Source organism: Micromonospora sp. ATA51, from assembly GCF_016802855.1.
Taxonomy (GTDB): Bacteria; Actinomycetota; Actinomycetes; order Mycobacteriales; family Micromonosporaceae; genus Micromonospora; species Micromonospora sicca.
The window spans coordinates 1-20,539 of record NZ_JAEVHJ010000104.1 but is presented as its reverse complement, the minus strand read 5'-3'; the positions used below and the strand labels follow the sequence as shown (position 1 = coordinate 20,539).

The window sequence follows — 20,539 nt, the reverse complement described above, 5'->3', positions numbered from 1 at the left end:
CGCCGCCCCCACCGGTCGTGCCTCCCGCGCAGCCTCCGGCCCAGCCCGGCGCCCCCGGCCCGCCGCCCGCCGGCCAGCTCGGGGTGCGGGTGACCACCGAGGACCTCTCGCTCACCCCGGCCTACTGGAACGCCGACAGCACGGTGACCACGCTGCGCGTGACCGTCACGAACACCGGCAGGGCGCCGGAGCTGATCCGGCTCGGTTACACGCTGCCGGCCGGGCTCACCGACGCGGGGAGCACCGGGTGCGCGCCCGCCGGCGGTGGGCGCTACCGCTGCGGCGGGTGGACCACCGCGCCCGGCGCCCGGTTCAGCAGTTCGATCCGGGTCCGGGTCGACGGGACGGCCTGGCGTTCCATGCCGCTGAGCGGGTCGGTCGGGGTGACCGCCACCGCCCCGGGCGTGGCCGGCGCGGCGGCCGACGACGAGGGCTTCGCGGTGCTCTTCCCGCCCGGCCCGCCGGTGCCCGGCATCTCGCTCCGCGCCGACGAGGTGCTCTTCGACATCAGCGGCGCCCCGAGCGTGGTGACCGTCCGGCTCGGCAACACCGGCCGGGTCGACGCCGCCGGCCGGGTCGAGGTGATCCTGCCCGACGGGTGACCGCGTCCGGCCGCCCGCCGGCTGCGTGCCGGTCTCGCCGACCCGGACGCGGTGCGGCCTCGGCACGGTGCCGGCCGGGCGCACCGCCACCCTCCGGCTGCCGGTGACCGCCACGCCGGCGGCACAGCGCCAGGCGCCCCTGGCCGGCGCGGTCGTCGGCCGGCTCGACCCGCGCAACGGCCGGAGCCGGCAGGTGCAGATGAGCTTCCGGATCAACGCGGCGGCCGCCCTGTCCACCCCGCCGGTCGCCACCCCCGCGCCGACCGGCTCCCAGGGCGTGCTCGCCGCCGGCGGACAGGCCTCCGGCGGGCGCGGCCTCAGCTCGGTGCAGCGGACGGCGGTCACCCTCATCACGGTCTCCGGGCTGCTGGTGGTGCTGGCCCTGGTCCTGGCCACCGCCTCGCTGCGCCGGCGGATGGCCGCGGGACCGACCGACCCGACCACCGCGCCGACCGCCGCCGAGTGAGCGCCGGCTCGGGGCGCATCCTCGGGCCGGCGCGACGCGCGTGCGGTGATCTGGATTACGGATGCCGGTACTAAACGCCGCAAAGCCGGGCATACAGCGGCCCGACCAGGTCCCATACGTCGGACCTCCACCAAGGTCGCCCTAAGGGACCGACGTAGGCTCTGACGTGAGGAACGTACCGGGCCGGACAGCTTCGGACGGTCGGCGGCAGCAGCACGTCAAGGAGGTCACGTGGCCGGGCAAGGCGGGGTCACCAACATGTTCAGCCGCCCGTGCGACGGCGCTGGACGAAGCGAGGTGCGGGCGTGACCAAGCAGATCCGTCAACTCGACCGGGTGGTCATCCGGTTCGCCGGCGACTCCGGCGACGGCATGCAGCTCACCGGTGACCGGTTCACCTCCGAGACGGCGCAGCTCGGCAACGACATCTCCACATTGCCGAACTTCCCGGCCGAGATCCGGGCACCCGCCGGCACCCTCCCGGGCGTGTCGAGCTTCCAGGTGCACTTCGCCGACTACGACATCCTGACCCCGGGCGACGCCCCGAACGTCCTGGTCGCGATGAACCCGGCGGCGCTGAAGGCCAACCTGGCCGACCTGCCGCGCGGCGCGGACATCATCGTCAACACCGACGAGTTCAACAAGCGCAACCTCGCCAAGGTGGGCTACCAGGTCAGCCCGCTGGACGACGACTCGCTCGCCGGCTACGTGGTGCACCCGGTGGCGCTGACCTCGATGACGGTCGGCGCGCTGGCCGCGCACGAGGTGTCCAAGAAGGACGCCGAGCGGGCCAAGAACATGTTCGCCCTGGGCCTGCTGAGCTGGATGTACTCCCGGCCGTACGAGTCGACGCTGCGCTTCCTGGAGCGCAAGTTCGCGGCCCGGCCCGAGCTGGTCGCGGCGAACGTGGCCGCCTTCCGGGCGGGCTGGAACTTCGGCGAGACCACCGAGGACTTCTCGGTCCGGTACGAGGTGAAGCCGGCGAAGATGCTGCCGGGCACCTACCGGAACATCACCGGCAACGCGGCGCTCTCGCTCGGCCTGGTGGCCGCCGGGGTGCGCTCCGGGCTGCCGGTCTTCCTCGGGGCGTACCCGATCACCCCGGCCTCGGACATCCTGCACGAGCTGAGCAAGCACAAGAAGTTCGGCGTGATCACCATGCAGGCCGAGGACGAGATCGCGGCGGTGGGGGCCGCGCTCGGCGCGTCGTACGGCGGCTCGCTGGGCGTCACCACCACCAGCGGCCCCGGCGTGGCCCTGAAGAGCGAGACGATCTCCCTCGCGGTGGCGCTGGAACTGCCGCTGGTCATCGTCGACGTGCAGCGGGCCGGGCCGTCCACCGGCATGCCCACCAAGACCGAGCAGGCCGACCTCAACCTGGCGCTGTACGGCCGGCACGGCGAGGCGCCGGTCGCGGTGATCGCCCCGAAGTCGCCCGCCGACTGCTTCCACGCCGCCCTGGAGGCGGCGCGGATCGCGCTGACCTACCGCACCCCGGTGATCCTGCTGTCGGACAACTACGTCGCCAACGGCTCCGAGCCGTGGCTGCTGCCCGACGTGGAGTCCCTGCCCGACCTGCGGGTGGAGTTCGCCACCGCGCCCAACGGCGAGGACGGCACCACCTTCCTGCCGTACCTGCGCGACCCGGAGACCCTGGCCCGGCCGTGGGCCATCCCGGGCACGCCGGGCCTGGAGCACCGGATCGGCGGTCTGGAGAAGGCCGACAAGACCGGTGACATCTCGTACGACCCGGCGAACCACGACTTCATGGTGCGGACCCGGGCGGCGCGGATCGAGACGATCCCGGTGCCGGACATCGAGGTGGAGGACCCGGACGGCGACGCCCGGGTGCTGGTGCTCGGCTGGGGCTCGACGTACGGGCCGATCGGGGCGGCGTGCCGGGGCCTGCGGCAGCGCGGCCTCTCCATCGCCCAGGCGCACCTGCGCCACCTGGCCCCGATGCCGGCCAACCTCGGCGAGGTGCTGCGCGCCTACGACCGGGTCGTCATCCCCGAGATGAACCTCGGCCAGCTCGCCCACGTGATCCGGGCGAAGTACCTGGTCGACGCGATCGGCTACAACCAGGTCCGCGGCCTGCCGTTCACGGCCGCCGAGCTGGAGACGATGCTGGAAGAGGTCCTGAAGAATGTCTGAGCCCCTCGCCCTCAAGCTCACCGCCAAGGACTTCAAGTCCGACCAGGAGGTGCGCTGGTGCCCCGGCTGCGGCGACTACGCGATCCTGGCCGCCGTCCAGCAGTTCATGCCGGAGCTGAACATCCCCCGGGAGAACATCGTCTTCGTCTCCGGGATCGGCTGCTCGTCGCGCTTCCCGTACTACATGAACACGTACGGGATGCACTCGATCCACGGCCGCGCCCCGGCGATCGCCACCGGCCTGTCGGTGTCCCGCCCGGACCTGTCGGTCTGGGTGGTCACCGGTGACGGCGATGCGCTCTCCATCGGCGGCAACCACCTGATCCACGCGCTGCGCCGCAACGTCAACCTGAAGATCCTGCTCTTCAACAACCGGATCTACGGCCTGACCAAGGGGCAGTACTCGCCGACCTCCGAGGTCGGCAAGATCACCAAGTCGACCCCGGTCGGCTCGGCGGACGCCCCGTTCAACCCGCTGTCGCTGGCGCTCGGCGCGGAGGCCACCTTCGTCGGCCGCACCATCGACTCCGACCGCAAGCACCTCCAGTCGGTGCTGCGGGCCGCCGCCGAGCACGAGGGCTCGGCCTTCGTGGAGATCTACCAGAACTGCAACATCTTCAACGACGGCGCGTTCGACCAGCTCAAGGAGCCGGGCACCCGGGACGACTACCTGATCCGGCTGGAGCACGGGCAGCCGATCATCTTCGGCGCAGCTGGCAAGCCGAACAGCCAGGTCGGTGGGCGCGACGGGCAGTTCTGCGTGGTCCACCCGCCGGGCGGCTTCGGCCTGGAGGTGCGGGAGACCGCGTCGGTACGCCCCGAGGAGATCGTCGTGCACGACGCGACGGTCAGCGACCCGGCGTACGCCTTCGCGCTGTCCCGGCTGCCTGGGCTGGACCTGCGGAACACTCCGATCGGCGTGTTCCGCTCGGTCGACCGCCCGTCCTACGACAGCGCGGTGCAGGAGCAGGTCGCCACGGCGAAGGCCAAGGTCAGCGAGACCCCGGAGCAGCAGCTCGCCGGCCTGCTCGGCAGCGGCGACACCTGGACCATTCTCTGACCCGCTGACGGCGCCACGTAAGAAGGAGGCCGCTCCCCGCTCGGGGAACGGCCTCCTTCTTCGTCGGTCAGTGGGCGGAGGTCGCGGCCTGGGGGCGGTCGTCGCGGACGTGGACCAGCATGTCGCCGGTCTCGATCACCGCGGCGGCCCGGTCGTTCAACGTGACCACCTTGCCCCGCCGGACCAGGGCGATGACCAGGGACTCCAGCTCGCGCGGGGACCGGCCCACCTCGTTGCGCTCGGCGGAGCGCATGGCCAGCGCCATGCCCTGCCCCGGGGTGAGCAGGTCCTCCACCACGTCGATCAGCGGCGGGGCGGAGGTGGAGAGGCCGAGCAACCGGCCGGCGGTGGCCGAGGAGACGATCACGTGGTGGGCGCCGCTCTGCTTGAGCAGCGGCGCGTTCTCGGCCTCGCGGACCGCCGCGATGATCCGGACCTGGCCGGCGGTGAGCTGCCGGACGGTCAGCGCCACCAGCACCGAGGCGTCGTCGCTGTCGGTCGCGATGATCACCGACTTGGCGGTCCGGATGTGCGCCTCCTCCAGCACCGACGAGCGGGTGGCGGAGCCCTCGATGGCGACCAGCCCGGCCGAGGTGGCCTGCCGCAGGGCCGGGCCGCTGCGTTCCACCACCACGATCCGGGAGCGGTCCAGCCCGTTCTCCAGCAGGGCGGAGACGGCGCTGCGGCCCTTGGTGCCGTAGCCGCAGATGATGACGTGGTCCTTCACGGTCCTCCTCCACCGCGACAGGCGACGGCCGGTCCGGTACTGCTCGGTCAGGACTTCCAGGGTGGTGCCGACCAGGATGATCAGGAAGAGCACCCGGGCCGGGGTGACGAACAGGACGTTGATCAGGCGCGCCGACGGCGCCGCCGGGGTGATGTCGCCGTATCCCGTGGTGGAGAGCGAGACCACCGCGTAGTAGAAGCAGTCGAGGAGGGTGAGCCCGTCCTCGTTGACGTCGCGGTAGCCGTCCCGGTCCAGGTAGACCGCGGCGACCACGGCGAAGACCAGGCCCAGGGCGGCGAGCAGGCGCAGGCTGAGCGCGCTCAGCGGCCCCCGCCGTTGCGCGGGAAAATGGATCACCGTCGGTCCTGCCCCGCCACAGTCGCTCGCACGTGCACAACATAGCGGGTACGACCTCGGCGGGCCTGTCGGGTGGCCGGCATCGATGTCCGGGCGGGCCGGAAGGGAAGCCGGACCGGCCGGGCCGTCGCCGACGCCGACCAGCGGGCATGATGGGGGAGTCCCGGGATGACGACCGCGAGGAGGCCCGCATGTCGTTGCTGCGACGGGTGATCGGCGGGGTGCTGCGCCGGGTGCGGCTGCGGCAGGGCCGCACGCTGCGCGAGGTGGCCCTGGCGGCCGGGGTGTCGCTGCCCTACCTCTCCGAGGTGGAACGCGGCCGCAAGGAGGCCTCCTCGGAGGTGCTGGCGGCGATCTGCCGGGCGCTCGGGATCAACCTCTCCGACCTGCTCGAGGAGGCCCGGGACGAGCTGCGCCGGGTCGAGCGCCGGGTCCCGGCCACGTCCGGGACGGGCCTGGCCCGACTCGACCGGGTGCCGGTGGTCCGCCACGACGCCGGCCCCCGGCTGCGGATCGGGTTCCACCCCGAGGTGCCGCACCCGGACGGGCCGACGTCGTCCGTGGGCGCGGCGCACGGCATCCGGCACCTCGGCATCGCCGGCACCTACGAGCGCTCGCCGCACGTCGGCGGCGGACTGTTCGCGGGCGGCCCGACCGGGCACGTCGGGTCGACGGTCGGCGGTGCGGGCCTGCGGGTCCGGTTGATCGCCTCCGTGCCGGCCGGGCGCCCCCGGCCGCGTACCTCGGGAGTGCTGGCCCGCAGGCGGGCCCGGGCGGCGGCGGCGGCTGACCGCCGGTTAGGCCGGCCCGGTTCTGCCCACGGCCGATCTGCCCCGGGCAGAATCGCTGGGCCCCGGCGTCGGGCCGCCGGAGGCTGGAGATCGCCGGTTCCCCGGGCGATCCGTCGCCCGCCGGCGGCGCGGAGGGCGGTCAGATCATGGGGTACGGCGTGTGGATGCTGGACGGCGGACAGCCGTCCTTCGGTGACCATGTCTTCGAGCGGCTGCTCAGGGAACGGATCATCTTCGTCGGCACCGAGGTCACCGACGAGTCGGCGAACCAGATCTGCGGGCAGATCCTGCTGCTGGCCGCCGAGGACCCGAAGCGGGACATCTTCCTCTACATCAACTCGCCGGGCGGCTCGGTGAGCGCCGGGATGGCCGTCTACGACACCATGCGCTACGTGAAGAACGACGTGGCCACCCTGGCGCTCGGGCTCGCCGGTTCGATGGGGCAGTTCCTGCTCTGCGCGGGCGCGGCCGGAAAGCGGTTCGCGCTCCCCCACTCGCGGATCATGATGCACCAGCCCTCGGGCGGGATGGGCGGCACCGCCGCGGACATCACCATCCAGGCGGAGAACATGCTGCACGTCAAGCGCACCATGCAGCAGCTGATCGCCGAGCACAGCGGGCGGACGCTGGACGAGATCCAGCGGGACTGGGACCGGGACCGCTGGTTCACCGCCGATCAGGCCCGCGAGTACGGCCTGATCGACCGGGTGCTCAGCCGCGCGGAGCAACTGCCCGTCTGACGGCGCGCGACCCGCGTGGCACCGGCCGGGACGGCGCGACGGCCGTGCTGGTCCGTGCGGCGAGCAGTGCGGAACGACGCGATGGGCCCTCCCGGATCGCTGGAGCAGGTGGTCGAGGCGTCGGCGGCGGCCGGCGGCGGACGCGCCCCCTCGATCGCGTCCGTCACCCCTTACCGGGTGGCCACGAAACGCCGATCCTCGATATATACCCGAGCCCATGACGGGCGGGGGCCCTTCGCACCGCGTGGCGGGCGCAGCGTGTTCCGGCGAATTCTTGTTACATCACCGGCACTCCGCGCCCGCCCTCACGTCACGGGTAACTGACCACCGGGCTGGTGCCGTACGAGCCGACGACCGGGGTGCCCGCCTCGTTGATCGTGCGCTCGATCCCGCCGTCTCCGTCGAGGAAGACGGTGATCGCGTCATGGAACCGCACGCCCGCCCGGCGTGGGGCCTCGATCGCCCGGTCGCAGCGGATGTCGACCTCCTGGTTGAAGTAGGAGTAGACGCCGAGCCCCCACGCCTCGTGCTGGCGCACCTGGTCGGCGACCTTGTACGACGCCCAGCCCCGCCCGGTCGGGCTGCTCCACGCGGCCTGGCTCGGCGGGTCGTAGGGCAGCTCGCTCTGGTAGAACACGGTGCGCCCGCGCTCGCCGTTCCAGATCGTCTGGTAGCGCTGATAGTGCTCGACGAAGAGCCCGTAGGCGGTCACGTCGTCGCCGTTGACCACCACGCCGGTGTCGGCGGTGTTGGTGGTCCAGCCGATGGTGCCGTCCTTGCCGTGGTCGCCGCGCCAGGCCCAGATGTTGTCGACGATGGTGTGCCGGCTGTTGACCACCAGGCTGGTCACCGCCCGGCCGACGCGGGGGCCGCCGATCCGGAAGAACACGTCCTGCAGCGAGATCGGGTTGGTCGCGTGGCTGCGGTGGCTGTGCCACCTGCCGACCTCGACCAGCACCTCGGACTCCTCCGGCCCGGCGTCGACCAGCAGGCCGGCGATCCGTACGCCGTCCACATCCTCGATCCGCAGGGCGGCGTCGCCGGTGGTCGGGGCGAGGCTCGGCATGCCGAGGCCGAGCACGACGGTGTCCGGTCGCTTGACCCGCAGCGCCCGGTCCAGCTGGTAGACGCCCGGCGTGAGCAGCAGGTGCCGCCCGCGGGCCAGTTCCTGGTTGATCCGCTGGGCGGAATCGGTGGGCTTGGCGATGTAGAAGTCGCACAGCGGCAGCGAGGGCACCGACCCGGCACCCGCGCCCCAGGTGGTGCCCGCGGTGTCGTGCCGCAGCCCGGGTACGGCCACCCGCCAGCCGCCGGCGGCGTCGACGAAGAGGTACGGCTTCTCCCGGGTGACCGGGCTGGCCGGCAGGGTGGTGTACGGCGGGTTCGGGAAGCCCTGCGCGGGCGCGCCGAGCACCCCGGAGAAGACCTGGTTCCACACCCCGTTGGTCCAGTCGCCGCCGAGTTCGCTGTCCCGGGTCAGCCACTGCTGCTGGGAGCCGTTGATGGTGATGCCGTCCACCTTGGAGTCGGCGATGTAGCCGCCGCTGGAGTAGCCGCCGTTGCCGGGCTCCAGCCAGAGGATGCCCTTGATGTGGACGCGGCGCATCGGGGAGGCCTGGGAGACCGCCCACTGGTTCGACCAGTCGGTGGGCGTGACGGAGAGGTTCTCGGCCGAACGCCAGAAGTTGGTCAGGGCGGAGATGCCGGCCGGTGAGTTGGGGTCGGGCTGGCCGACGACCCGTACCGCGCCGTGGATCTCGACGTCGTCGGGGTGAGCGCCGAGGCCGGCCACGGTGGTGTAGTAGCCCAGCTTGGCGTTGACCTCGTACCGGCCGGGCTTGAAGAGCACGGCGTACCGGTCGGCGCCCATCTCGTTGTGCTCCTGCGCGGCGAAGAGCCGGTCCAGGGTGGACTGGATCTCCGTGGTCGGGGTCGACGGGTCGTACACGAAGACGTTCGGGCCGAAGTCGGGCTCCGCGTCGTGGTCGCTGCCGGTGGGGGCGGCCGCGGCCGGCAGTGCCGGGAGTCCGAGGGCGGTGAGGGACGCCGCCGAAGCCGCGGTGAGGGTGAGGAAACGGCGGCGGGAGGGGTCGAGTGGTCTCATCTGCCTGCCTGTCGGTGGGGTACGGGATCGGCCGGAGCGTGGAGAGCGCTCTCTTGGCCGGGACGTCCTGTTTCTACCCCGTCGGCCCCGGCCGCGCCAGACCGCGCCGGTTCCGGAACTTCAGCGGGCGTCGTAGCGGGCCCGGGCGGCCTCCACCTCGGCCAGGTGGGTGGTGGCCCAGTCCTCCAGGCCGGCCACCAGGTCGAGCACGCTGCGGCCCAGGTCGGTCAGCGCGTAGTCCACCCGGGGCGGGACGGTGGCGTGCACCGTGCGGGTGACCAGGCCGTCGCGCTCCAGGCCGCGCAGGGTCTGGGTGAGCATCTTCTGGCTGATCCCGTCGACCCGCTCGGCCAGTTCGCCGTAGCGCTTGTCGCCGTCGGCGAGAGCGAGGACGAGGAGGACACTCCAGCGGTCGCCGATCCGGTCGATGACCTTCCGGCTGCCGCAGTTCCGGTTGAAGAGATCCGGGTTCACGCCATTACTCTCTTTCGGTGCGTACCGAACTTTGAGGTGCCTACTCTCCAACGGGAAGTATGCCTGCGGTGTTTCCCGTTCCGGTGGGAAGAAGTTCTCATCGCAACCGCAGGGAGTACCCATGTCCATCGTCGTCACCGGCGCCACCGGCCAGCTCGGCCGCTGATCATCGAGTCGCTGCTCAGCCGGGGCGTACCGGCCCACCAGATCGTGGCCGTCGGCCGCGACACCGACCGACTGGCCGACCTGGGCGGGCGCGGGGTGGTCACCCAGTTGGCCGACTACGACGACGCCGAGTCGCTCCAGGCCGCCTTCGCGGGCGCCGACCAGCTGATGTTCGTCTCCGGCAGCGAGGTCGGCCGCCGCGTCGTGCAGCACGGCAACGTGGTCACCGCCGCCAAGCAGGCCGGCGTCAAGCAGGTGGTCTACACCAGCATCGCGAAGGCCGACACCTCCAGGCTGGTGCTCGCCGCCGAGCACAAGGCGACCGAGCAGCTGATCAAGGACGCCGGCCTGCCGTACGTGTTCCTGCGCAACAGCTGGTACCTGGAGAACTACACCCCCCAGCTCCCGGCGTACCTCCAGCACGGCGTCGCGGGCGCGGCGGACGACGGCCGGGTCAGCGCCGCCACCCGCGCCGACTACGCCGAGGCCGCCGCCGTGGTGCTCACCACCGAGGGCCACACCAACCGGGTGTACGAGCTGGGCGGCACCCCCTTCACGATGACCGCCCTGGCCGCCGAGATCTCCCGGCAGACCGGTACCACGGTCTCGTACCTCGACCTGCCGGTGGACAAGTACACCGAGCTGCTGGTCGCGGCCGGCGTGCCCGAGGGGTACGCGGCCTTGCTCGCCGACGGCGACCGGGGGCTCGCCCAGGGCGACCTGGAGGTCGGGGACGACCTGGCGAAACTGCTCGGCCGTACGCCGACGACGCTCGCCGAAGCGATCCGCGCCGCACTCTGACGCCGCAAACACCGCCGCCCCGGATCCCTGATCCGGGGCGGCGCTGCGCGTTCAGCGGCTACGCGCGTTCCACGCGCTGCTTGACCAGGTCGTCGACCAGGGCCCCCACGTAGTCGGCGGTCTCCTCCCAGCAGGTGACGGCGAAGCACCGGATGCCCATCGCCTTGACCGGGTAGTCGTTGCCGCCCACGTCCAGCCGGTCGCCGACGAAGAGCACGTTGTCGATCTTCAGGTCCAGGCACTCCAGCAGCTTCCGCATGCCGTACGCCTTGTCCACGCCCTTGCGGGTGACGTCGATCGACGTCGAGCCGCCGCCGCGTACCTCCAGGTCGGGAAGCTGCTCGGCGACGGCGTCCCGGAGCCGCTTCTTCTTGCCGCCGTCCGGGTCCCAGCCGTACTTCTCCGCCGGGGGCGCGGACTGGCCCAGCGCGGAGAAGGTGATCTGGCTGCCCCGGTCCTCGATGACGTCACCCCAGGTCTTCGTCTCCCAGAGGCCCAGCGCCTTGGCGGACTCGGTCAGCACCTCGATGACCCGGGCCTTGACCTCGGGGTTCAGGTCCTCCGCATAGACCAGCCGCCACGCCGAGTCCTGCCAGCGGTAGTAGCGGGTGCCGCAGGTGGGCATCAGGTGCAGCCGGAGCCGCTGCTCGTCGGTGAGGTCGAGGTGCGCGAGCACCTGCGACTCGAACTGCTCGAACCGCCCGCCGGAGATGATGAGCACGTCGACCTCGGTCAGCAGGTGGCCGAGCAGCTCCGCCATGCGACGATCGATCTGGGACTTGGAGACAGCCAGGGTGTCGTCCAGGTCGAACGCCACCACTCGAAGATCGTTCATCAAGTACCACCATGTCGTCGCGGGCAGGCCAGGACTAGCAGGGTACCGACGGTGACGTTCCGGGACCCGCGAGGCCCCTTCGTCACGCTCCGCGCTCCTCGACGGAGGGTAACAGCCACCCGTCGGCCGGCATCCCGCGTTCCGCCACCCGATGCCCGCGGGGTGGTCCGCCACCTCCACGGTCAGCCGGGGCGCCCCCGCAGCATGGGCCGGGTCAACCGCCCGCCCATGGCGTCCCCGACCACCACCCCGGCCAACACCAGCACGACGAGGGTGGTCACCAGCACCGGGGGCCAGCCGCCCACCCACGGTGCCGCAACCGCCAGCACCAGCAGCCAGAGCACCCGGTGCCAGGGAACCATGCCGAGGATCCGGTAGGTGAACAGGGTGCGCCCGAGCAGGAACAGCGCAGGCCCGCCCAAGATCAGGGCGGTCCAGCGCGCCGGTGTGTCGCCGGTGGGCCGGTCGATGACCAGGTCGAAACCGGCGGCGGTGCAGACGACGCCGGCCACCATGACCAGGTGGGTGTACGGGGCCAGCCGTGTCGCCCGCCGAAGCAGCTGCGCGGACGTCGTCCGAACGATGGAACCGGCCCCCAGGACGTAGATCTGCCAGAACAGCAGCATGGTGACGAAGGCGGCCAGGAAGGCGGCCAGCCGTGCGCGGGTGAAGTCCGCGGTGCTGATCTCCAGGGTCGGCACCAGGATGATGTCGCCGAGCGCCAGGATGACGAACTGCTGGTACCGCTCGCCCAGGTGCTCGGTCGTCCTCTCGTACTGTCCGACCGGTACCCGGCCCAGCAAGGGTGTGGGGTAGCGCGCCGCCGCCGCGACGTAGTCGATCGTCACCGCGACGGCCCAGAGCGCCCATCGCGGCGCGTCCGGCAGCATGGCCCCGACGATCCAGAAGACGCCGGAGACCAGGAACCAGAAGAGGAAGCGCGCCGCACGCCGTTCGGCCTGATGCCGGTGCTGGTGCAACACGCTCACCAGCACCAGACCCCGCACCAGGTGCGGGGTCACGTACCCGGCGGCGAAGACCAGCGCGTGCGCGTCGGAGGCCAGCGCCGCCGCAGTCAGCACGGCACCCAGCATGGTCACCATCAGGATGGTCTGGATCGGACGCTGGTCCGGGTCGTAGAAGTCGGTGGTGGTCGAGGTGATCGACCAGGTCCACCAGATGGCCATCAGAATGACCACGACCTGTCCGACGCCGGCCCACGAGTCCCGCTCGACGATCAGCATCGAGGTCAGCGCCAATGCGGCCACGAAGACGACGTCGAAAAGCAGCTCCAGCAGGGTCGCCCGGGTCGACCCGCTCGGCCGGCGCACCAGCTCGGTGCTGCCTCCGATCGTCATGCCCGGCCTCCCGCCGCCCGTCACACCCGGCCGCGGGCGACGCCGGCGCCGCGTTTGCGCGCCAGCCGCCGGCGTACGGCCTTCCGGGCGCCGCACCCTCGAGGATTATCGGTGCCGCCGCGGTGGCCCGTATCCGGATCGGCGATTCCGGCCCGGCGGCCGGGTTGCCCGACGGTGACGCGCCTCGCCGTGGCCCCTCACCCGGACGGGCCTGGACCGCCACAGTGGGCGCGGAGCTCCCGGAGGGGAGGAATGATCGTTGATCGAGGGAGAACCGCGGGTTCCGCCTACGAGCCATCCAGCAGGCTGGCGAGCGAGGCAGCGACCACCGCCGGTAGCTCCTCGCAGGACGAGGGGTGCTCGCTGAGCCACCTCCCGGTGCCCTCGGGGTCGACACGCCAACGGGTCAGCTTCGGCTCAGTGACCCATACCGTGTCGGGCGTGTTCTGGTCCCAGGCCGCAAGAACACCGATGCCACCGATCATGGCGGGCCGAGGAGGCGGCAGGACGACGGCGCCGGTCGCGACCTCCACCACCTGGTACTGCCAGTCCCCGCCGGCGGTGTCAGGAGCGGCCTTGGACACTTCGAGGCGGAACTTTCGGACGGCGACAGCGAGGGGCGTCCTGGCCAACCCACGCCAGCACCCTCGGCCGGGCAGTAAGCGGTGCGGTGCGGGCAGCTCTTCGAATTGCCGACATCGCCGTCGAACGGAGAGTCAGCGGTGCCGGTGACCACAGTACAGCCAGCCAGCAACACGGCGGCGGATGCGGCGAGGCCGGCCGATCGACCCCCTGGCCGACCAGGGTGCTCGCGCGGAAGTATCCGGTCCCTGATCGTTGATCAAGGGTCTGGCCTGGTGCCCCCGGCAGGATTCGAACCTGCGACACACGGTTTAGGAAGGCAGGTGCGCTTGCCGGACGATCCGGCCTCTTACCAGGGCATTCGCCCGACCCTTCACCAGCGGCGGCCTTGACCATTCCGCACGATGTTCCGGATCTTGTCTTCTCGGCCCTGGATCTATGGGTTCCAGGCGCGGTGGCGGTAGCGGCCCTCGCGACCCACACGGTGGAACCTTCGCCGCGAAACGGCACGGGCAGCCGCCGGACGCGACGAACAGTATGCTGCGCCCCGAATGGAAGCGGGGGATCAATGAGTGTGGTTGATCGGATGCGCGGCGGAGCGTTTGTCGCGGGCGTGCTGGTGGTAGCGGGACTTGCCGGCTGCGTGAAACAGGCCGTCCCGCCACCACCCCCACCGCCGTCGGTGAACCCCGCGCCGTCGGCATCGCCCAACGAGCCCGAGGCCCTGATGGCGACCATTCGCGGGCTGGTCGAGCAGGCCGGTGTCGGTGACGACATCCGGGAGCGCGAGATCGAGGTCGGCGAGCGGTACGGACCCTGCGACCTGCTCATCGCCGACCACGACCGGTCGAAGGTGGGCGGGTTGGAGTTCGATCAGGTGTGGGGCGCCGGCCTCGAGGTCAACCCCGTGGGGATCTTCATCGACGTCCAGCCCCCGATGACCCTTCTGGACGTCACGGTGATTAGTCTGCCCGATGCCTCCGCGGCCGTCGCGGCCGCACGTGCGGCGCGCACCGTACGGTGCCCGAGGGAGGCTTTCCGCCTCAGCATCGGGTTGGCGACTGCCCGGTGGGGCGCACGCACGGTGACCATCGAGTCGACGAGCGCGCGGCTGACCACGGCGACGGTGAGCCGAGTGGACCCGGAATCCGCAGACGGAATGCCATTCCTGCCCGGCGATGCGCGGCTGATTCTCGCGCACGGCCGGCTGCTGATCAGCATCGAGGCGCTCACTTTCTGGCCGCGCAAGGTGAACACCGCAGCCGAGGTCACCGCCATGGCTCAGGAAAAGGCGACATCCCTAGCTACGGCGATCGTGAAGACCCTCCCAACGGCAAGCGAGGGTTGAGCCGCGCGTCGCGACGCGGCTTTGGCGGGGATGCGGCGCATGTCCGTGGCCGGACGTCTCGCTTACAAGCGCTGTGCAGGTCGTCCGGCATCGTCCGGGCATGTTCGCAACCTCGGGCGTCAATCCCTACTCGGCTGCCGACGGGCACTCTCGTCCGGCGCGGTTGCTGTCGCCTCTGCTGTCGGCGGCCAGCTTCGCCGCGTCGCTGGGCCCTGCACTGCAAAGGTGGCTTCATCCCGTGACCGTCTGCCGATCAATGTCGGCGACTGGCGTTGGAGTCAAGGGCTGAGCTGTCCTGTAGCAGCGGTTGGTTGTCGCACGTTGTTGGCTTCTCGCTGGCGGCCTAGCTGGTCATAGTGCGGGACCTGGCGCGGAACGCAACCCTGAGGGAGCTTCCGCGCCAGGCCCGGCAACGGTCTTCAGGCGTCGCTTCAGACCTTCTGCTCGGTGAAGATGCGCTGCACGTCGGCGTCGCTCAGCATGCCCTGGTACACGCCGAGGTCATCGACCTGCCCGTACAGCCATCCGTCCGGTCCCGCCGGCGTGGTCGACCGCCCGACCAGCATCGCACCCGGCGCCTGTCGGGGCTGCCAGGCGGCGTTCAGTCCGACCGTCTCGGCCAAGGTCCCGTCGACATAGAGCCGGGCCTGCCGGTGCGTGGCGTCGAGGACCGCGACAAGGTGATGCCACTGGTCGACGCCGGTCGCCGGCGCGGTCGCATAGGTGGTCGCGGAGTCATCCGCCCCGGCGGCCACCCCGAACACCCACTGCCCGCCGTTGGCCGGCTCGTACCCAAGCCGGAAGGCACTGCGGTCGGCGTCGTCCTGCGAGATGACCGTCTGAGCGCCGCGCGCCGGGTCGAGCCGCACCCAGGTCGCCACCGTGAAGGACTGGTCGGTGCGGAGCACCGGCCCGTCCTGCCAGACCGGGTTCCAGTCCTCGCCCACGTTGTGCTGGGTGCGGGCGTACTCCCGGGTCGCCTCGCCGTAGTGCGGGTCGGACGGGTCGTCAATCCAATGGGTGTCGTCGAGAGTGAGGGCCAGGTCCCGGTGGCCGGCGTCGATAAAGCTGCCCTGCGTGAGGGCGAGCTGGCGTCCAAAGGCGGTGACGTCCGGTGCGGAGCAGAGGGTCGGGTCGAGGTTCTCCTCGTAGCACGGGGTAGCCGCCTCGAAGTTCCACCCCCCGACCTGCCATGGCCGCAGCAGACCCGGCTCATTGAACCCTCCGGAGGCCGGGTCGTCGGCGAGCCAGCCGGTGAAGTCCTGGCCGACCAGCACCCGGTCGTACACCCGGACGTCGGCCAGGTTGCCCCGCCACCAGGAGGTGTCACCGCGGCCCAGCCGGAACTCGCCGGACGGGTCGTTGACAGCGGTCACGTTGCTCACCGTCGCCTCAGCCACCCCGTCCACCCACAGGGTGAGCGTCCGTGCGGTGGCGTCGTGCACCACTGCCAGGTGGGTCCAGAGCCCGACCTGGGGCGTCGAGCTCGACCGGGCGATGGACAACTTGCCGCCCTTGCCGGTCTTGGACGGCATTTGGACCTGCCACCGGTTGCTGGCCTTGTCGTAGCCGACCGAGACGGTGGCCTGGCCGGCGCTGGCCTTACTGGTGAAGACCCAGCTGACCGAGGTGTCGGTGAGCCGCACCCAGGCCGCGAGAGAGAAGGTCCCCGCCGTGTTCAGGGTCGAGGGCGACGCCGACAGGTACGACGATGTGCCGTCAAAGCCCACCGTCTGGCCACCGACGAACCGGGCGTCGTCCTGCCAGGCGATGTTCGAGCCGGTCAGCGGGGTGTCGCCGCCGACTGCGGGCTGCCGGTCGGCGAGCCCCTGCGCCTGAGTTATCCCTGGATACGCCTCCAACCCCCACGTCGCCGTCGCTCCGGATGGGAGGCCGACGGTGGTGGTGGCGCGGGGCTTTGCGTCCGCCGTGGTGGCTGCGGTAAGGGGCAGCAGCAAGGCGGCGCAGGCCACGGCCAAGCGCAACGCGGCCCTGCGGGCCGGACCCTGAGCAGGGCCGAAAAAGGAGCTGTTGTTGGTCATCGAACCTTCCCCGTGAAGACCGATGGCTGTGACCGGCGAGGAAGTGACGAGCGCCCGCCGGATCGCCGAGACAGTGTCACAGGACGATGGATGCATCGCTACCCCGAAATCGGTCTTGCCCGTGCGGCTGGACGTCCTGCACGGCAACAGCGGGAGTCATTGCGCGAACGGAGACGGCGGCAGGTGGGGCAGTGGAGGGGCTTGATTCGTCGAATCGGTACGTTCGATCTGCCACCGCACAACGGTGGGCGCCGCGAGCCGGGCAAGGTGCCAGCCGAGGAACCCGACGGCTATGACGAGCGACAGGGCCGCCAGACCGAACAGCAATTCCCGCAGAAGTACCCGGCGGTCAACGGGACGGCCGGGTGGCAGGGTCTCGACGCCGAGTGCCCAGGGAGGGGGAGGCCACATCATAGTTGCGACAGCACCTCCTGGACCACGGTGGAAGCCGATTCGACGATGGATGCGTCGGTAGCACCGACAGCCTCGTACCCCACGTAGACGAGATAGGTGCCGAGACAGGCGGTGAAGTGGATGACCCGGCCGGTGTCGCGGTCCCCCGAAACGAAGTAGGAAGCGCCGTCGCCGAGTGCGACCCGGTGGTTGGTGCGGTTGATGGCCCACGACAGCGACCCGTCACGCTTGATGCACTGCGGGCCCTGGCCGTCGTGCCGGCCGAGGCGAACCAACGCGACCCACAGCGAGGCACGTGCCCCATTGACAGTGGGCCCACTCTCGGTCGAACAGGTGTTTGAGCGGGTACCGGGGCGACTCCCCTCCTCGCCCTCGGCCTGCAGCGGCCCGCGCCCAGGTACGAGAAGGTCGAACACCTCGGGTCGGATGAGCTGACATACCGAGCGCGGCGAGGGCGGGTCAACGGTCGCACTCCCCCAGCCTTTCCACAGACCGACCGCGGCGGCCACCAGGATGCAGACGGCCAGCACCGCGACCCGGACCCGGATCCCCGAACTCACACCGCCAGTGTGCCAAGGCAGGCAAGGGCCCGACCCTTCGGCTCGAACCTGGAGTCTCGGTGTTAGCCGCTCATCCAGCCGCCGCCCGCAGTCGACATCTCGCTTACAGGTTCTGGGCGCTTCGTCCGGCGGGGTCCGTCCGCGTACGCGACCTCGGGCGACTGTCCGCGCTCGGCGGCCGGCGCCTGCCTGTACTTCGCCGCGCTCCGCCCCGGAGAAGCGCTGGGGCTCCGGGAGCGGGACTACGACCTTCCCGAGACGGGATGGGGTCGGCTCACGTTGGCGAAGAGTCGCCCCCAGGCGGGCAAGCGGTGGACCGACAGCGGCCAGGTCCACGACGATCGCGGGCTGAAGCACCGGGCCGAGGACGAGCCGCGCGGCGTGCCGATCCCGCCCGCGCTGGTGAAGATCCTGCGGGAGCACATCGATCGGTTCGGTGCCGCCAAGGACGGTCGCCTGTTCCGCAGCGAGCGGGGCAACGTCGTTGCCGCCTCGACCTACTCTCGCGTCTGGGATGAGGCGCGGCGTCTGGCCTTGACTCCGCGTCAGGTTGACTCCCCGCTCGCTGGTCGACCGTACGACCTGCGGCACGGTGCCGTCTCGTTGTGGCTCAACGCGGGCGTTCCGGCAACGGAGGTCGCCGAGCGGGCCGGGCACTCCGTCGATGTGCTGCTCAAGGTCTACGCCACGTGCATCGATGGGGAAGAGGCCACCGTCAACGGCCGGATCGACGAGGCGTTGACCGGCGTTGCCTGGCCCGCATGATGGTCGCCATTCCGGATCTTGCCCCCGGGCACCCCGGCTGACCTGGGCAGATGCCTTCAAGACCATTCCGCGCATGTTCCGTGACCTACGACAAACGGCGGCTTTCAGTGGCCTACGGCTGCACACGCCAACCAATCGAGCGCCGTGTGTATTGCCAGCTCAGGTAGCGTTTTCCCTGATCTTCGAGGTGCCCCCGGCAGGATTCGAACCTGCGACACACGGTTTAGGAAACCGATGCTCTATCCCCTGAGCTACGAGGGCGCGATGGCCCAGCCTACCTGCCAGCGGGTGCCCAGGAGCACCCAGGAGTACCCGCGTGTGCTCACGGGCGCCAGCCGCCCGCTGCTCCGACCAGCGGAGCACACATGGAGCACACCGATGCCCGCCGGTCCGACCCGTGCCAACCGCTGCCCGGCCGTGACCGCGGCCGCCCATCGGTACCCACGACTCACCGAGCACATTCCGAGCACAGCAGAGATCATCTGACACACCGACAATCGGTGCGCTGGTTCAGCGTCGGGTCGGTGCCCGGTCACCCTGCTACCAGCGGATACGGAGCATCGGACTACGGATCAGAAGGTTAGGGGTTCGAGTCCCTTCGGGCGCACAAGATCAAACGAGCCTGACCTGCGGAAACGCGGGTCAGGCTCGTTGCTTGTCCGTCCCTTGTGGACGTGTGGCTGCTCGGTGGCTGCTCGTCCGACGAGCATCCCCTACGTCCGGTCCGGTCCGGCGTGTTCCGGGGCGTCCGGTTCGGTCCAGCGGGCGTCGCGCTTGATGATCACCTTACTGATAGGCGAACGTCGATGGTATTGCTCGGTGGTGTTGCCTTTGTCGTGGGTCGCCTCTTGGTGCGGGCCCACCTGCCGGGCAGCGAGTCAGGGCGCGCACGCGAGGGCGCTACGGCCTGGTCGGGGTGGGCGTCGTCCCCAGGGCGGCCGGCAAACGGCCTGCGAGCAGGATCTCGCCGACGTCCTCGGCCAGGCCGAGCCGCTGCTCAGCGAACTCGGCTACACCGCGTGACAGCGGTCGCATCAGTAGAGTGCCAGGGGTCGCCCGCCCCGGCGCGCCGTCCCGCTAACGCGGGCCGCCGGGGCCGCCGACCGTGGGGCCGGCGACCATGCTGGGGAGAGGTTGCGGTGGTACGACGGCTACGACGGACGACGGCAGTCATGTTCGCCCTGGCCTTGCCGCCCGACCGGGTCAGCGCGGCCTGCCCCGTCGGCGGCGTACCAGCCACAGCACCAGCAGCACGACCACGGCGATAACCACCAGGCAGCAGAGCAGGCCCGCACCGCCCCGCGGCCTGCGCCCGGCGGCCTCCACCACCCGCTCGCCGGTCCCCGTGGACGCCCAAGCCGCGACCGGCACGAACAACGAGAGCACGACCGCACCAAGGACCGCGGCGAGCCGGCCCCACCAGTTGTTCCATGCAGACATGCACTCATCGTCGCCGAGTAGGACAACCAGGGCATGCCAGATGGGTGAGGCGATAAGTCACAAATCGGCGAACGGCCCGGGAGGTACCTCCGGGCCCGTAGCGGCCGCCGCCGGCCACCCGTCGCAGCACGTCACGGCCGGGTGACAAACGCCCAACGGCCTGCCCGCGCACGGCACCGGTCGGTACTGTCACGGGCGTTGGAGCGGCGGGCGCGGAAGTGGTGCCGGGCCCGCCGCTCCCACCATGTCGCCCGAAGGGGTTCCCGCGTCGGCAGGTCTAGCGTCCTTGCCGCCCCGCCCTTCGGCGTGTGGTGACGGGACGACGGACCATCAGGGGGCCGCCGCCGACAGCAGCGGATGTCCGTCGCCCCGTCGCCCAGCAGTCATCTAGCCGCGCCCGCTCGTCGCCGACTCCGACGAGGGTTATCCCTTGTAGAGGTGTGCGAGGGTCGCGCGCGGATGGCCGTGACCGCCGGGGGTTGGTAGCGCCTGAACGGGTCCGGATCGCGCCGCTGGTGCCTTGGTCACCTTGTTCCACGTTGCGGCAGACAACGGGTGGCGGGGCCGGTTGTCCGTGCGGCGCGCGGATGGCGGATCGCGCTGAGCGCCGCGCGCGACGGCCAGACGAGTCGGCCAGCGGGAATGGCAAGTTACTTACGAGGTCGTGCACGATTAGGACCCGGCAGTGCTTGTATGCCTGGTTCGGTTTGGTGGTTTGCCTACCGTTCGGCGCAGCGGTCGGAGACCAGTCCGGC

16 protein-coding genes, 1 tRNA gene and 2 pseudogenes are annotated in these 20,539 nt (G+C 71.0%); 9 read left to right on the top strand and 10 right to left on the bottom strand.

All coding sequences use genetic code 11. The features are described 5' to 3' along the window. From JNW87_RS17815 to JNW87_RS17800, 4 genes and pseudogenes are all read left to right on the top strand, one after another. Positions 1 to 602: pseudogene (locus tag JNW87_RS17815) on the top strand (hypothetical protein); the annotation flags it as partial. Positions 603 to 705: 103 nt separating this feature from the next. Further along, positions 706 to 1,068: a hypothetical protein gene (locus JNW87_RS17810; RefSeq protein ID WP_238454085.1), complete on the top strand. Its 363-nt coding sequence runs from the start codon at positions 706 to 708 to the stop codon at positions 1,066 to 1,068. 305 nt (positions 1,069 to 1,373) lie between these two features. Beyond that, the gene (locus tag JNW87_RS17805; protein WP_109800597.1) at positions 1,374 to 3,221 is read left to right on the top strand and encodes a 2-oxoacid:acceptor oxidoreductase subunit alpha; all 1,848 of its coding nucleotides are present in this window, start codon (positions 1,374 to 1,376) and stop codon (positions 3,219 to 3,221) included. Further along, a complete protein-coding gene (locus JNW87_RS17800; protein ID WP_109800596.1) occupies positions 3,214 to 4,281 on the top strand; it encodes a 2-oxoacid:ferredoxin oxidoreductase subunit beta in 1,068 nt (355 codons plus the stop codon). The genes JNW87_RS17805 and JNW87_RS17800 overlap by 8 nt, the downstream gene beginning before the upstream one ends. A gap of 67 nt (positions 4,282 to 4,348) precedes the next feature. On the opposite strand, the gene JNW87_RS17795 is transcribed toward JNW87_RS17800, so the two are convergent. Continuing rightward, positions 4,349 to 5,365 (bottom strand): TrkA family potassium uptake protein, encoded by a 1,017-nt coding sequence (locus JNW87_RS17795; protein WP_109800595.1) that lies wholly within the window; start codon positions 5,363 to 5,365, stop codon positions 4,349 to 4,351. A 191-nt stretch (positions 5,366 to 5,556) separates the two neighbouring features. Between JNW87_RS17795 and JNW87_RS17790 the strand changes: the two are divergent. After that, positions 5,557 to 6,153, top strand: a pseudogene (locus tag JNW87_RS17790) (helix-turn-helix domain-containing protein); the annotation flags it as partial. A gap of 149 nt (positions 6,154 to 6,302) precedes the next feature. Continuing rightward, positions 6,303 to 6,896, top strand: a complete 594-nt coding sequence (locus JNW87_RS17785; RefSeq protein WP_109800594.1) for an ATP-dependent Clp protease proteolytic subunit — start codon at positions 6,303 to 6,305, stop codon at positions 6,894 to 6,896. A gap of 310 nt (positions 6,897 to 7,206) precedes the next feature. Here JNW87_RS17785 and JNW87_RS17780 read toward each other — a convergent pair whose 3' ends face one another. Both JNW87_RS17780 and JNW87_RS17775 read right to left on the bottom strand, forming a co-directional pair. After that, positions 7,207 to 9,000: an adenylyl cyclase gene (locus JNW87_RS17780; protein ID WP_109800593.1), complete on the bottom strand. Its 1,794-nt coding sequence runs from the start codon at positions 8,998 to 9,000 to the stop codon at positions 7,207 to 7,209. A gap of 120 nt (positions 9,001 to 9,120) precedes the next feature. Next, positions 9,121 to 9,474: a helix-turn-helix domain-containing protein gene (locus JNW87_RS17775; RefSeq protein ID WP_236647363.1), complete on the bottom strand. Its 354-nt coding sequence runs from the start codon at positions 9,472 to 9,474 to the stop codon at positions 9,121 to 9,123. Positions 9,475 to 9,684: 210 nt separating this feature from the next. Here JNW87_RS17775 and JNW87_RS17770 point away from each other — a divergent pair, with 210 nt between their 5' ends. Continuing rightward, positions 9,685 to 10,440: an SDR family oxidoreductase gene (locus JNW87_RS17770; protein ID WP_309233968.1), complete on the top strand. Its 756-nt coding sequence runs from the start codon at positions 9,685 to 9,687 to the stop codon at positions 10,438 to 10,440. Between the two features lie 58 nt (positions 10,441 to 10,498). Here JNW87_RS17770 and JNW87_RS17765 read toward each other — a convergent pair whose 3' ends face one another. From JNW87_RS17765 to JNW87_RS17755, 3 genes are all read right to left on the bottom strand, one after another. After that, the gene (locus tag JNW87_RS17765; RefSeq protein WP_109800590.1) at positions 10,499 to 11,275 is read right to left on the bottom strand and encodes an HAD-IIB family hydrolase; all 777 of its coding nucleotides are present in this window, start codon (positions 11,273 to 11,275) and stop codon (positions 10,499 to 10,501) included. Positions 11,276 to 11,457: 182 nt separating this feature from the next. Beyond that, positions 11,458 to 12,633: a low temperature requirement protein A gene (locus tag JNW87_RS17760; RefSeq protein WP_109800589.1), complete on the bottom strand. Its 1,176-nt coding sequence runs from the start codon at positions 12,631 to 12,633 to the stop codon at positions 11,458 to 11,460. Positions 12,634 to 12,920: 287 nt separating this feature from the next. Further along, the gene (locus JNW87_RS17755) at positions 12,921 to 13,217 is read right to left on the bottom strand and encodes a hypothetical protein (protein ID WP_238454084.1); all 297 of its coding nucleotides are present in this window, start codon (positions 13,215 to 13,217) and stop codon (positions 12,921 to 12,923) included. A 572-nt stretch (positions 13,218 to 13,789) separates the two neighbouring features. Between JNW87_RS17755 and JNW87_RS17750 the strand changes: the two genes are divergently transcribed. Beyond that, positions 13,790 to 14,563 carry a hypothetical protein gene (locus JNW87_RS17750; protein WP_238454083.1) on the top strand — a complete coding sequence of 258 codons (774 nt, stop codon included), beginning with the start codon at positions 13,790 to 13,792 and terminating at the stop codon, positions 14,561 to 14,563. Between the two features lie 431 nt (positions 14,564 to 14,994). On the opposite strand, the gene JNW87_RS17745 is transcribed toward JNW87_RS17750, so the two are convergent. Both JNW87_RS17745 and JNW87_RS17740 read right to left on the bottom strand, forming a co-directional pair. Then, a complete protein-coding gene (locus JNW87_RS17745; RefSeq protein WP_146230990.1) occupies positions 14,995 to 16,605 on the bottom strand; it encodes a LamG domain-containing protein in 1,611 nt (536 codons plus the stop codon). Between the two features lie 410 nt (positions 16,606 to 17,015). Continuing rightward, entirely contained in the window at positions 17,016 to 17,579 is a 564-nt protein-coding gene (locus JNW87_RS17740) for a hypothetical protein (protein ID WP_109800585.1), read from the bottom strand. Between the two features lie 72 nt (positions 17,580 to 17,651). Between JNW87_RS17740 and JNW87_RS17735 the strand changes: the two genes are divergently transcribed. Then, positions 17,652 to 18,344 (top strand): tyrosine-type recombinase/integrase, encoded by a 693-nt coding sequence (locus JNW87_RS17735; RefSeq protein WP_309233969.1) that lies wholly within the window; start codon positions 17,652 to 17,654, stop codon positions 18,342 to 18,344. A 188-nt stretch (positions 18,345 to 18,532) separates the two neighbouring features. Here JNW87_RS17735 and JNW87_RS17730 read toward each other — a convergent pair. Then, positions 18,533 to 18,605 (bottom strand) — tRNA-Arg (locus JNW87_RS17730). A gap of 942 nt (positions 18,606 to 19,547) precedes the next feature. After that, entirely contained in the window at positions 19,548 to 19,784 is a 237-nt protein-coding gene (locus JNW87_RS17725) for a hypothetical protein (RefSeq protein WP_109800584.1), read from the bottom strand. Positions 19,785 to 20,539: the final 755 nt, after the last annotated feature.

Coding starts and splice junctions, on each gene's coding strand:
- JNW87_RS17780 (WP_109800593.1), bottom strand. CDS start 9,000: ATGAGACCACTCGACCCCTCCCGCCGCCGTTTCCTCACCCTCACCGCG.
- JNW87_RS17765 (WP_109800590.1), bottom strand. CDS start 11,275: ATGAACGATCTTCGAGTGGTGGCGTTCGACCTGGACGACACCCTGGCT.
- JNW87_RS17745 (WP_146230990.1), bottom strand. CDS start 16,605: ATGACCAACAACAGCTCCTTTTTCGGCCCTGCTCAGGGTCCGGCCCGC.
- JNW87_RS17760 (WP_109800589.1), bottom strand. CDS start 12,633: ATGACGATCGGAGGCAGCACCGAGCTGGTGCGCCGGCCGAGCGGGTCG.
- JNW87_RS17785 (WP_109800594.1), top strand. CDS start 6,303: ATGGGGTACGGCGTGTGGATGCTGGACGGCGGACAGCCGTCCTTCGGT.
- JNW87_RS17800 (WP_109800596.1), top strand. CDS start 3,214: ATGTCTGAGCCCCTCGCCCTCAAGCTCACCGCCAAGGACTTCAAGTCC.
- JNW87_RS17725 (WP_109800584.1), bottom strand. CDS start 19,784: ATGTCTGCATGGAACAACTGGTGGGGCCGGCTCGCCGCGGTCCTTGGT.